The following is a 12389-nucleotide window of genomic DNA, read 5'->3' as shown; positions in this document are numbered from 1 at the left end:
CGGCCGTCAGCTGCGGATGCCGAACAGCAGGCGGGTCGGCCGGGTGCGCCGCACGCCGAGTTCGTAGACGGCGAACATGATCGCGAAGGAGGCCGCGACGATCGTCAGGTACTTGACCGGCGACGGCAGGTGCCACTGCACCACCACGAACGCCGCCGCCACGACGATCGGCTGGTGGAGCACGTAGAGGGGCAGCGCGGCGGTGCCCAGGTGGGCGTATGCTCGTCCGCGCCGGCCATCCGGGGCGGGTTCGGCGGAGGCCGGTGCCGGGCGGTCGAGGAGGCCGAGGATCGCCACCAGCCAGCACCAGCCGGCCAGCGCGAACAGCACCCGAGCGGCGGCCGCGTGGGCCGTCATGTCCGTGAACGGGTCTCCGCCGGCAGTGTCCAGTGCCACCCCGGCGGCCGCGAAGAGCGCGACCCCGGCAACCGCCGCAGGCACGGCGTCGCGGCGCATCGCCGCCCGGAACCGGTCGTCGGCGGCGAGTGCGAATCCGTAGAGGAAGAACAGCAGGTACGCCCAGCGGCTCCAGCCCGCGAACGACTCCTCCATGCCCAGGACCGCGCCGATCACCGCGAGCGGCAACGCCGGCAGGAGCACGACCCCCCGCCGTGCCGTCGCGCCGGCGGCGGCGTCGCAGATCCGCCGCACGCGATCGGCCGGCAGCCCCGCAGTCAGTGCCGCCAGCAGCAACGAGAACGCCAGCAGCAGCACCACGAACCACAGGTGCCCGGTCTCGAAGTATTCGCCCCGCACGACGAACGGGAAGTCCGACAGGCTCAGGTGGACATCGAAGAACCGCAGCAGGAACCGCGGGTAGGGCTCGTCGTAGCCGGGATCGGCCGCCTTCAGGCGCAGCCACGGCGGCAGCGGCAGGATGGTCAGCGTCGCGAACACCAGCGGCACACCGAGGCGCAGCAGCCGTTCGCGGACGAAACCGCCCGCACCGCGGCGGCGCATCGAATGCCACGACCCGAGCCCGGCGATGAGGAACAGCGCCGGCATCGCCCAGACCACGCACAGCTGGCGGGCCGTGCTCGGCCGGGCGTACGCGGCGTTCACGGTCGCCGCCTTCGCCGCCGCCGTGGGCTGGCGGCCGGTGCGCTGACGGTCGAGCGGCCGGCGGTCCGGCAGGGGCGGTGGTCCTGCTGGTCTGCCTGGCCGGCGTCGCCGCCGGGGCCGGCCTGCAGCTGCGCCGGTTGCTGGCGCGGCCGGTCGTGGCCGAGGACGAGGTGTCGCTGACGGCCGACGTGATCATGCGGATCGAGGACGCCCGGGAGGTGGCCGCGCCGACGGTGCTGTGGTCGCTGCCGGTGGTCCTGCTGCTCGGCATCGCGCCGGGCTGGTGGAACGCGGCCTCGGTCGCCGTCGTCGTGATCGGCGCGTCGGCGCTGGTCGTCATCCGTTCGAGGACACCGGCAGGTGTCGCGGCGGCGCGACAGGCGATGATCGTCCGGTGATCGTCATCGACGCGTCCTCGCCCGTGCCGCCGTTCGAGCAGCTGCGCATCCAGTACGCCAGGCAGATCCAGGACCACACGCTGCCGGTCGGCTTCAGGCTGCCCACGATCCGCAGCCTGGCGACCGACCTGGGCCTGGCCGCCAACACCGTCGCCCGCGCCTACCGGGAGCTGGAGGAGGCGGGACTGATCGAGACCCGGGGGAGGGCCGGCTCGTTCGTGTCGGCGACGGGGGACGCGGGCCGCGAGCGGGTCCGCCGCGCCGCCGCCGAGTACGCGGCCGTGGCCGCGAGCGTCGGGGTCGACGCGGGGAGGCGCTGCGGATCGTCGAGGCGGCGCTGGCCGCCACGCGGCCGGCGGCTGAGGTCGTGCCCGCGGCAGCCGCCGGAGCGTGCCGTCAGCGGGCGGCGGGGGCGACGCCGGTGGACTCGCGCACGACCAGGCGGCCGGGCTGGCGCACGACACCCGAGTGCTGGTCGCCGTCGAGGGCGGCGAACAGGTGCCGCACCGCGGTCGCGCCGAGCTGCTCCAGGTTGAGATCGACGGTGGTCAGCGGAGGGCGGCACTCGGTGGCGAACACCTCCCAGTTGTCGTAGCCGACCACGGCCACGTCGTCGGGGCAGGTGCGGCCCAGGTCGCGCAGCGCCTCGGTGACGCCGGAGGCGATCTGGTCGTTGCCGCAGAAGATCGCGTCGATGTCGGGGTGCGCGGCCAGCAGCCGGGACGTCGCGTGCCGCCCCCAGCGCTGTGACCACTGCCCGAACAGCGGCTCGCCGACCAAGGAGAGCCCCGCCGAGGACAGGCCGGACGCGAAGGCGAGGGCGCGGTCGCGGGCGGCGCGGTAGCCGTGGTCGCCGGTGATGTGGGCGATGCGCCTGCGGCCCAGCGACACCAGGTGCTCCGCGGCCAGGTGGGCGCCGCCGGCGTCGTCGGCCACGACGGACAGGTCCGCCGGGTCGTCGGACTCGCAGTACGCGTACACGACCGGCACCGGGATGCTGCGGGTCAGCGACGGGCGCAGGTCGTTGGCGTCGCCGAGGATGATGAACCCGTCCACCTGCCGGGCGAGCAGCGTGCGGATGTAGTGCTGGCGGCGGATCGAGTCGCCGCGGGCGTCGCACAGCAGCACGCTCATCTGCTCGTTGCCCAGCGCGTTCTCCGCGCCGAGCAGGACCGGGATCGCGAAGCGGGCCGCCGACAGCTCGTCGGTGAGCAGGCCGATCGTGCGGGTGTTGCCCGAGATCAGGCCGCGCGCGAGGACGTTGGGCTGGAATGAAAGTTCCTCTGCGGCCTGCTGGACCCGCCGCCGCGTCGCCGGCGCCACCTCGTCGCGGGCATTGAGCGCCTTGGAGGCGGTCGCGACCGAGACGCCGGCGAGCTTGGCGACATCGGTGAGGGTGACCTGCGCGCGTTTCCTGCTCACCAGCGTCCTTCCCGAACTCCGAAAACTTTTCGGCGAGCATACACACGCCCGGTTGCGTGTCACAACTGTCACAACCCGACACGCAGGTCAGAAGCTGCTTGGAACGCTTTGGAAATCGACCGTTGACACGACGATGTGCTGCTGCCATCCTTCCGAAAAGGTTTTCGTGAACGGAAGGACGGTACCGCGGTGACGGTGGGCAGTGGAGGGCCGGTGTTCCCTTCCCGTGGGGCGTTGCGGCCCATCGACCCGCGGCGGGTCCGCATCACCGGTGGGTTCTGGGCGCAGCGGCAGGCAGTGAACGGCACCGCCACGATCGAGCACTGCCGCACCTGGCTCGACCGGCTCGGCTGGACCGGCAACTTCGCCACCACGGGCACCGGCACCTCTCGCCGCCGCGGTCGCGAGTTCTCCGACTCCGAGGTGTACAAGCACGTCGAGGCGATGTGCTGGGAGTCGGTGCGCCCCGGCGGCACGAACTACGACGCGCGGCTGGACGAGCTCACCGCGATGATCGCCGGGGCACAGGCCGCCGACGGTTATCTGCACACCGCGTTCGGGCGGCCCGGCCAGCCGGAGCGGTACAGCGACCTGAACTTCGGCCACGAGTTGTACTGCGCCGGCCACCTGATCCAGGCGGGCGTCGCGGCGGCCCGCACCGGCCGGGCCGACGGACTCCTTGATGTGGCCCGCCGCGCCGCCGACCACATCTGCGACACCTTCGCCGATGCGATGATCTGCGGCCACCCGGAGATCGAGACGGCACTCGTCGAGCTGTTCCGGGTCACCGGCGACGAGCGCTACCTCGACCAGGCCACCCGGTTCGTCGACCGGCGCGGGCACCGCAGCCTGCCCGAGCACGAGTTCGGGTGGCGGTACTTCCAGGACGCGGTGCCGGTGCGCGACGGCGAGGTGTTCCACGGGCACTCGGTCCGTGCGCTGTATCTCGCCGCCGGGGCCGTCGACGTCGCCGTGGAGACCGGCGACGACGCGCTGCTCGGCGCCGTGGCCGGGCAGTTCGAACGGACCCTGGCCCGGCGCACGTACATCACCGGTGGCATGGGTTCCCGGCACCTCGACGAGTCGTTCGGCGATGACTTCGTGCTGCCGCCGGACCGCGCCTACTCCGAGACGTGCGCCGGCGTCGCCACCGTCATGCTGGCGCACCGCCTGCTGCTGGCGACCGGCGACATGCGCTACGGCGACATCGTCGACCGGGTCCTGCACAACGTGATCGCCACTGCGGTCGCCGACGACGGGCGGGCCTTCTTCTACGCCAACACCCTGCACCAGCGCACCCCCACCGAGGCGGTGCCGCCGGACCGGGAGCAGCTGCGCTTCGGCGGCGGGCCGCGCGCGCCGTGGTTCGAGGTCTCCTGCTGCCTCAACAACGTCGCCCGGCTCCTCGCCTCGCTCGGCACCTACCTGGTGACGGAGGACGACTCGGGCGTTCAGGTGCACCACTACGCACCGATGACCGTCGAGGGGAACGGGACGCGGCTCACCGTCAGCACCGACTACCCCGAAGGTGGCAGCGTCGTCGTCACCGCCGACACGGCCGTCACCTTGCGGGTGCCGGCCTGGGCACACGGCACCGCGCCGGCCCAGGACGGCGACCAGGTGCGCCTCGAACTGCCCATGAAGCCGCGCTGGACGTTCCCCGACCCGCGGGTCGACGCCACCCGCGGCTGCGCGGCCGTCGAGGTCGGCCCGGTCGTGATGTGCGCGGAGTCCGTCGACCAGGAGGACGGCGTCACCCTCGACGACCTCCAGGTCGACACGTCCGTCGCGCCCGAGACCACCGCCGTCAAGGGCCGCCTGATCCGGCCCGTCGAGCGCGACTGGCCGTACCACGGCCGCAACGAAACCCCCGAAAGCTCGGAACCGATCGTGGTCACCCTCGTGCCCTACCACCGCTGGGCGCGGCGTGGACCGTCCACGATGCGGATCTGGTTGCCCACCGCCACCCTCTGACCCCACCACCCGGCGACCCACTGGCCCCCACCCGAATGGAGGTGACGCGATGCCACACCCCCGCTGGAAACTCAGGCTGGCACTCGCGTTGACGACCGTCCTGACCGGCTCCACCGCCGCGGCGATCCTGGCCGCCCAACCGGCCTCCGCGGCGCAGACCATCGGCTACCCGACGTTCGGCGGGCCCGCCGTGCCCGCTCCACCGGTCGCCATGACGACCGGCAACACGATGCAGGCCATCTTCGACGCGGAGAGCGGCGGCACCGACTTCTGGATGGACCGGCTGCTCGCCCGGCCCGGCAACGACCCCGCCGGCACCTGGCTGATGAGCCGCGGCCGGGGCGTGTTCATGAAGACGCACACCCCGTCGACGCTCGGCTTCGGCGGCGACGTCGCCTACTGGGAGAGCATCAACGGCCAGAGCGCGTTCACGGTCACCGCCGGCACCGGCACCTGGTCGGAGCAGGTCTCGCAGCGCTGGCAGGCGCCGAGCCACTGGAAGAGCGTGCACACCAACGGATCCCTGCGGATCAACCAGACGAAGTTCATCACCCAGAACAACGTCGCGGTCGACAACCTGGCGATCACCAACACCGGCACCGCGTCGCAGACGATCGCGCTGCGGGTCACCTCGCCCTACGCCACCTCCGGCAGCGGCAACGAGCTGACCGGTCAGGTGAACGTGAAGAACAACCTCACCACCCTGTACCCGCGGCTGTCCGCCGACGGGTTCACCGCCACCAGCGGCGGGCTCAACCGGTCGGTGACGATCGCGGCCGGCGCCACGGTCACGACCAAGGTGCTGCTGGGCTTCGTGGCCAACGAGATCCCGGACTCGCTGACGGAGTACAACGCCTACAAGGGCTACAGCGCGGCGACCGCGTTCTCGACCCACGTGCGGGAGTACAACCGCTGGTGGGCGACCAACGTGCCCTACCTCGACGTGCCCGAGCCGGCCATCAAGAAGAACATCTACTACCGCTGGTGGCTGATGCGCTTCAACTACCTCGACGTCGACATCCCCGGGCAGGACTTCCAGTTCCCGGTGTCGGTCGAGGGCGCGCTGGGCTACAACAACGCGATCGCGCTCACCCAGCCGATGCACATCGACGACCTCAAGTACCTGCGCAACGCCGCCTACTCCTACGGCCCCTGGCTGTCCGTCGGGCAGACCTCCAAGGGCGGCCGGTTCATGGACAACCCCGGCGACCCAGAGAACTGGTCCAACAGCTACACCCAGTACATCGCCGAGGCCGCCTGGCGCAGCTACCAGATCCACGGCGGGCAGCCCGCGATCGCCGGCAACCTCGCGAAGTACGCCGAGGGCGACGTGAAGGGCCAGCTGTCCTACTACGACCACAACAACAACGGCCTCATCGAGTACGACTGGGGCGCCCTCACCGGCAACGACGCCGACGCGGTGTCCTTCCACTGGCGCTCCGGCAACATGGACCGGGCCGAGTCGGCGTACGTCTACAGTGGAGCGCTCGCCGCCGTCCAGGCGTACACGGCGATCGGCAACACCACGAAGGCCGCCGAGATGCAGGTGATCGCCGACCGCATCCGCAACGCGATCGTGTCGACGCTGTGGGACTCGACCAACAAGCTCATCGAGCACCGGCACGTGTCCACCAACACGCTCGTGCCGTGGAAGGAAATCAACAACTACTACCCGTACTCGGTCGGCGCGATGCCCAACACCGACGAGTACAAGCAGGCGCTGCGGCTGTTCGCCGACCCCGCCGAATACCCGGTGTTCCCGTTCTTCACGGCCAACCAGAAGGACAAGGCGGCCGCCGCCGCGGCGGGCTCACCCGGCAGCAACAACTTCTCCACCATCAACTCCACGGTGCAGTTCCGGCTGTACTCCTCGGTGCTGCGCAACTACCCCAACCAGTGGATGTCCACAGAGGACTACAAGAAGCTGCTCTACTGGAACGCCTGGGCGCAGTACATCGGCGGCAGCACGCAATGGCCGGACGCCAACGAGTTCTGGGCCGACTGGAACGCCGGCACGAAGAACATCGACTACCGGTCCTGGATCCACCACAACATCCTCGGCAGCAGCAACTGGACCGTCATCGAGGACGTGATGGGCCTGCGGCCGCGCAACGACAACCAGGTCGAGCTGAGCCCGCTGAACATCGGCTGGCCGAACTTCGCGGCCAACAACCTGCGCTACCGCAACGCCGACCTCAGCGTCGTGTGGGACGACCCGGCCGACGGCGTCGTCAAGTACAGCGGCATCCCGCAGGGCTACTCCATCTTCGTCAACGGCACCCGCGTGGCGACCGTCGACAAGCTGGTCCGCCTGGTCTGGAACCCCGCCACCGGCGCGGTCACCTTCCCCGCCGGCGGCGGCGCGACCGTGCAGTTCAGCGCGGCCTACTCCGGCCTGCAGTCGCCGACCCAGGTCAGCCAGAGCAGCACCCAGCTGGTCGACATGTTCAACAAGGCCGGCGTCGACCTGACCTCGACCCTGCCGAACTACGCCCAGGGCGTGGCCACCACCGCGTCCTACACGGCAAGCGGCACCGCCGGCGCGAACGCGGTCGACGGGTTCCCCATCAACGAACCGCTGTGGGGCACCTACGGCTCGCCCAACGCCACCGACTGGCTGGAGCTCAACCTCGGGCAGGCCCGCACGGTCGACGAGGTGCGGCTGTGGTTCCGCAACGACCGGGCCACCAACCGCTACCGGCAGCCCAGCTCGTACCAGATCCAGTACTACAACGGCAGCGCCTGGGTGAACGTGGCGGGAGCGGTGAAGACGCCGGGCACGCCACGGGCGAACTACAACGTCGTCAACTTCACCGGGGTCAACACCACCAGGCTGCGGGTGCAGGTCACCCACGCGTCGGGCTTCAAGACCGGCCTGACCGAGGTGAAGGTCTACAACCGCGGCGGGACCGTGCCACCACCGACGGGCGGCGGCAACCTCGCCATCGGCGCCACACCGACCGCGTCGTACACCTCGGCGTGGGAGAGCGTCGCCGCCCTCAACGACGGCATCGACCCGCCCAGCTCCAACGACACCGTCAACCCGCGCTGGGGCACCTGGCCCAACACGGGGGAGCAGTGGGGCCTGCTGACCTGGGGCAGCGCGCAGACGCTGAACTCGGCCGACGTCTACTTCTTCGACGACAACGGCGGGGTGCGGCTGCCCGCCTCGTGGAAGTTGCAGTACTGGAACGGCACCGCCTACGTGGACGTCGCCGGGGCCTCGGGCTACCCGCTCGGGATCAACCAGTACAACCACGTGACGTTCACCGCGGTGAGCACCACCAGGCTGCGGGTGCTGCTGCAGAGCGGCACCGCATCGGTCGGCCTTCTCGAAGTCAAAGCATTCGGTCCGTAGGTCATGCACAGCGTACGAAGGCCCCCGGCGATGCGGGACGTCGCCCACCTCGCCGGGGTGTCCCACCAGACCGTGTCCCGGGTGGTCAACGACCACCCGAGCGTCCGGTCGGAGACCCGGGCCAGAGTCCTGGCCGCGATGCGGGCGCTGGACTACCAGCCCAACGTCGCGGCCAGGACCCTCGCCACCAACCGGTCGCAGACCGTCGGCCTGGTCACCTTCGACACCACGCTGTTCGGGCCGTCGTTCATGGTCCACGCCATCGAACGCGCGGCCCGGGAAGCGGGCTACTTCGTCAGCATCGCGAGCGCCAGGGAGCTGAACGTGCCTTCCGTCTCCGAAGCGATCCGCCGGCTGCGGGAACAGGCGGTCGAGGGGATCATCACCCTCGCCCCGGTCGCCGCGGCCTGGACGGCGCTGGGCCGCTCGCTGCTCGACGTGCCGGCGCACGTCCCGATCGTCGGCATGGGCATCGACTCCCACGCCATGCCGGAGGTGCCGATGGTCGCCGTCGACAACGCCGCCGGCGCCGGGCTCGCCACCCGGCACCTGATCGCACTGGGCCACCGCACCGTGCACCACGTGGCGGGCCCACCCGAGTGGCCGGAGGCCCGCGAGCGGATGTCCGGCTGGCAGGCCGCGCTCGAGGACGCCGGGCTGCCGGTGCCGGCCGCGCTGCCCGGCGACTGGAGCGCACGGTCCGGCTACGCCGCCGGCCGGGCGCTCGCCGCGGACCCGGCGGTCACCGCCGTGTTCTGCGGCAACGACCAGATGGCGATCGGTGTGCTGCGCGCCATGCACGAGGCCGGGCGGCCCGTGCCCGCCGCGGTCAGCGTCGTCGGGTTCGACGACATGCCGGAGGCACCGTACCTGCAGCCTCCGCTGACCACCGTCCGGCAGGACTTCGCCGAACTCGGCCGGCGCAGCATGCACCTGCTCGTCACCCAGATCGCGGCGGGCGTGCGGCAGACCGGGCAGCACCGGTCCGCCCCCGACCTCGTCGTGCGTGAAAGCACCTCCGCTCTTGCTTTTTGATAACGCTCACAAACAATGTGTCCAGGAAGGGAAACGACCTTGAAGCGTTTACTGAGCGGCACCGTCGCCGCCACCCTGCTGCTGGCGCTCGGCGCCTGCGGCGACTCCTCGGATTCGCCGGCGGCGAGCGGTGAGGCCCCGGACAGCGGGGCCACCCTCACCCTGTGGACACGGGCCGCCACCGAGTCCGTGTCGAAGGCCTACGCGGCGGCCTACAACGCCACCCACAAGAACCAGGTGCAGGTCACCGCATACCCGAACGAGGAGTACCCGGCGAAGCTTGCCTCCGCCGCCGGCGCCAAGGCGCTGCCGGACCTGTTCGCCTCCGACGTGGTGTTCGCCCCGCAGTACGCCTCGCAGGGCCTGTGGCTGGACATCACCGAGAAGTTCAACGCCCTGCCGGTGAAGGACAAGGTCGCCCCCGCGCACGTGCGCAACGGCACCTGGAACAAGAAGAACTACGCGGTTCCGCACACCATCGACATGTCGGTGATGCTCTACAACAAGGACCTGTTCACCAAGGCGGGCCTCGACCCGGAGAAGCCGCCGACGACCCTGACCGAGTTCGCCGCCGCCGCCCGCGCCGTCGACAAGCTCGGCGGCGACATCAACGGCACCTACTTCGGCGGCAACTGCGGCGGCTGCAACGTGTTCACCCTGTGGCCGTCGGTGTGGGCCGCGGGCGGTGACGTGATGAACGCCGAGGGCACCGCCTCGACGATCGACTCCAAGGAGATGGCCGACGTCTTCGCCCTCTACCGCAAGCTGTACGACGAGGGCGTCGCCGCGCCCGCCTCGAAGGACGAGGCCGGCCCGACCTGGCTCGGCGCGCTGCAGAGCGGCAAGATCGGCATCGCGCCGGCGCCGTCGGCGTGGCTCGGCATCATCGAGGAGAAGGCCGCCTTCAAGGTCGGCATCGCGCCGATCAGCGGCATCAACGGGGGCGAGTCGACGTTCGTCGGCGGCGACTCGATCGGCATCGGCGCCACCAGCAAGCACGCCGCGCAGGCCTGGGACTTCCTGGCCTGGACCCTCGGCGACGAGGCCCAGGTCGAGGTCGTGGCGAAGGGCAAGGGCGTGCCGACGCGCACCGACCTCGCCGCGAACAAGTACTCCTCCGCCGACCCGCGCGTCGTGGCCATCAACAACCTGATGGGCAAGGGCAAGACGCCGTACGCGAAGAACTTCAACGCCACCTACAACGACCCGCAGAGCCCGTGGAACACCGCGTTCCGCGGTGCGCTGTTCGGCGACGCGCAGAAGTCCCTCGGCGACGGCGCCACCGCCCTCACCGCGTCCCTGAAGAAATAGCTGTGAACCCGGGCCCGCCCTCGCAAGAGGGCGGGCACCCCGTCCCGGAGAAGATGATGACGTTGCTGGCGCCAGCGCGACCGACGGTCCTGCCGTCGGCGCCGCCGCGAAGGAAACGCAACAAGCAGTGGGTCGGCGCCCTGTACGCCGCGCCGACCGCGTTCGTGGTGGGCATGTTCTTCGTCGTGCCGCTCGGGCTGGTCGTGTGGATGTCACTGCACCACTGGCCGCTGCTCGGCGCGCCGACGCTGAACGTCCCGGAGAACTACGCCGGGCTCGGCGACGACGAGCTGCTGCGCAGCGCCGTGTGGTTCACGCTGAAGTACACGGTGGTCGTCACGGTCCTGCTGTTCGCGCTGTCCTTCGGGCTGGCGCTCATGGTGCAGCACCGCCGGCGCGGGGTCGGGCTGCTGCGCACCGCGTTCTTCCTGCCCGCCGCGGTCGGCTTCGCCAGCGCGTCGCTGCTGTTCCTCGGCCTGCTCAGCGATGAGATCGGCCCGGTCAACGAGCTGCTGGTCGGGGACGCCTACGTGTCCTGGACCAGCGGCAGCCCGAACACCGCGCTCGGCTCGGCGGTGGTGCTGGTGCTGTGGCGCTTCGCCGGGTTCAACATGCTGATCCTGCTCACCGGCCTGCAGGCGATCCCGCTCGACGTGTACGAGGCGGCCCGGCTGGACGGCGCGACCCGCTTCCAGATCTTCCGCCGGATCACGGTGCCGCTCATGCGCCCGACGATCGCGCTCGTGCTCACCCTCATGATCACCGGGTCGCTGCTGGCGTTCGACCAGTTCTGGATCCTCACCCGCGGCGGGCCCGACAACAGCACCACCTCGCTGGTGATGGTCATCTACCGGGAGGCGTTCATCGAGCTGGATCTCGGCTCGGCGGCGGCCATCTCGGTGGTCCTGCTCGGGGTGCTCATCGTGTTCAACGCCATCCAGCTCGGCGTGCTGCGCCGCCGATCGCAGTAGGAGCTTTCGATGAGACTGCGGAACCTGAGCTTCGGCGTGACCGGCGCCGCCCTGGCCATCCTGTTCCTGTTCCCGCTGCTGTGGAGCGCGTGGGCGTCGGTGCGCACCCCGACCGGCTTCGGCACCGAGAACTACCGCCGGCTGTTCACCTCCGACAACGGCATCCGCGTCGAGCACGTCGTCAACAGCTTCACCGTGTGCGCGCTCACCGTCGGCGGCACGCTGCTGGTCGCGACCCTTGGCGGCTATGCGTTCGGCCGGTTCACGTTCCCCGGCAAGAACGCCCTGTTCCTGCTCACCCTGGCGATCCTGATGGTGCCCTACGCGACCATCCTCATCGCCCTGTACGTGCTGCTGGGCTGGATCGGCCTGCAGGACTCGCTGGTCGGGCTCAGCCTGGTCCTCATCATGTTCCAGCTGCCGTTCTCCATCTTCATGATGCGCAACGCGTTCGAGGCGATCCCGAAGGAGCTGGAGGAGTCCGCGCTTATCGACGGCTGTAACAGCTTCGGCGCGCTGACCCGCATCATGCTGCACGCGGTGCGGCCCGGGCTGATCACCGTCGGGCTGTTCGCGTTCCTCACCTCGTGGAGCGAGTTCTTCGCCCCGCTCATCCTGCTCAACTCCACGTCCAAGTTCACCGTCATGCTCGCCGTGGTCAACATGCGCACCGCCTCGTTCGGCGCCATCGACTACGCCGCCCTGGAGGCCGGCGTCACGTTCATGGCGGTGCCCTGCCTGCTGCTCTTCCTCGTCCTGCAACGCAGCTACGTCCGGGGCTTCATGTCGGGCGCGCTGCGCGGATAGCGCGACTTCGGAAATACGGCGGACCGTCCACGAGGGACGGTCCGCGGACAC

The 12389-nt window shown here is 70.4% G+C and carries 9 protein-coding genes and 1 pseudogene; 8 read left to right on the top strand and 2 right to left on the bottom strand.

What is annotated here, in order from left to right; translation table 11 throughout:
* Nucleotides 1–6: 6 nt before the first annotated feature.
* On the bottom strand, nt 7–1062 hold the full coding sequence (locus OHA72_RS43850) for an acyltransferase family protein (RefSeq protein WP_327002013.1): 1056 nt from the start codon (nt 1060–1062) through the stop codon (nt 7–9).
* 77 nt (nt 1063–1139) lie between these two features.
* Here OHA72_RS43850 and OHA72_RS43845 point away from each other — a divergent pair, with 77 nt between their 5' ends.
* Nucleotides 1140–1460, top strand: a complete 321-nt coding sequence (locus tag OHA72_RS43845) for a hypothetical protein (RefSeq protein WP_327002012.1) — start codon at nt 1140–1142, stop codon at nt 1458–1460.
* Nucleotides 1346–1621: pseudogene (locus OHA72_RS43840) on the top strand (GntR family transcriptional regulator); the annotation flags it as partial. The gene OHA72_RS43845 and the pseudogene OHA72_RS43840, both read left to right, overlap by 115 nt.
* Before the next feature lie 235 nt (nt 1622–1856).
* Here the strand turns inward: OHA72_RS43840 and OHA72_RS43835 are convergent.
* Entirely contained in the window at nt 1857–2882 is a 1026-nt protein-coding gene (locus tag OHA72_RS43835; RefSeq protein WP_327002011.1) for a LacI family DNA-binding transcriptional regulator, read from the bottom strand.
* A 213-nt stretch (nt 2883–3095) separates the two neighbouring features.
* Here OHA72_RS43835 and OHA72_RS43830 point away from each other — a divergent pair, with 213 nt between their 5' ends.
* From OHA72_RS43830 to OHA72_RS43805, 6 genes are read left to right on the top strand one after another with little or no spacing between them, the layout of a single operon-like run.
* A complete protein-coding gene (locus tag OHA72_RS43830) occupies nt 3096–4856 on the top strand; it encodes a glycoside hydrolase family 127 protein (RefSeq protein WP_327002010.1) in 1761 nt (586 codons plus the stop codon).
* A 49-nt stretch (nt 4857–4905) separates the two neighbouring features.
* Nucleotides 4906–8214 carry a discoidin domain-containing protein gene (locus tag OHA72_RS43825; RefSeq protein ID WP_327002009.1) on the top strand — a complete coding sequence of 1103 codons (3309 nt, stop codon included), beginning with the start codon at nt 4906–4908 and terminating at the stop codon, nt 8212–8214.
* Between the two features lie 30 nt (nt 8215–8244).
* Nucleotides 8245–9249 (top strand): LacI family DNA-binding transcriptional regulator, encoded by a 1005-nt coding sequence (locus OHA72_RS43820; RefSeq protein ID WP_327002008.1) that lies wholly within the window; start codon nt 8245–8247, stop codon nt 9247–9249.
* 39 nt (nt 9250–9288) lie between these two features.
* Nucleotides 9289–10560 (top strand): ABC transporter substrate-binding protein, encoded by a 1272-nt coding sequence (locus OHA72_RS43815; RefSeq protein ID WP_327002007.1) that lies wholly within the window; start codon nt 9289–9291, stop codon nt 10558–10560.
* A 56-nt stretch (nt 10561–10616) separates the two neighbouring features.
* Entirely contained in the window at nt 10617–11531 is a 915-nt protein-coding gene (locus OHA72_RS43810) for a carbohydrate ABC transporter permease (protein WP_327002006.1), read from the top strand.
* A 9-nt stretch (nt 11532–11540) separates the two neighbouring features.
* The gene (locus OHA72_RS43805; protein ID WP_327002005.1) at nt 11541–12338 is read left to right on the top strand and encodes a carbohydrate ABC transporter permease; all 798 of its coding nucleotides are present in this window, start codon (nt 11541–11543) and stop codon (nt 12336–12338) included.
* Nucleotides 12339–12389 lie beyond the last annotated feature (51 nt).

This window comes from Dactylosporangium sp. NBC_01737 (assembly GCF_035963215.1).
Classification (GTDB): Bacteria; Actinomycetota; Actinomycetes; order Mycobacteriales; family Micromonosporaceae; genus Dactylosporangium.
This window is presented reverse-complemented; position numbering and strand designations above follow the sequence as displayed.

Bases quoted from the DNA above. Each gene is read 5' to 3' on its own strand.
- OHA72_RS43805 (WP_327002005.1), top strand. From the start codon at position 11,541: ATGAGACTGCGGAACCTGAGCTTCGGCGTGACCGGCGCCGCCCTGGCC.
- OHA72_RS43825 (WP_327002009.1), top strand. From the start codon at position 4,906: ATGCCACACCCCCGCTGGAAACTCAGGCTGGCACTCGCGTTGACGACC.
- OHA72_RS43820 (WP_327002008.1), top strand. From the start codon at position 8,245: ATGCGGGACGTCGCCCACCTCGCCGGGGTGTCCCACCAGACCGTGTCC.
- OHA72_RS43810 (WP_327002006.1), top strand. From the start codon at position 10,617: ATGACGTTGCTGGCGCCAGCGCGACCGACGGTCCTGCCGTCGGCGCCG.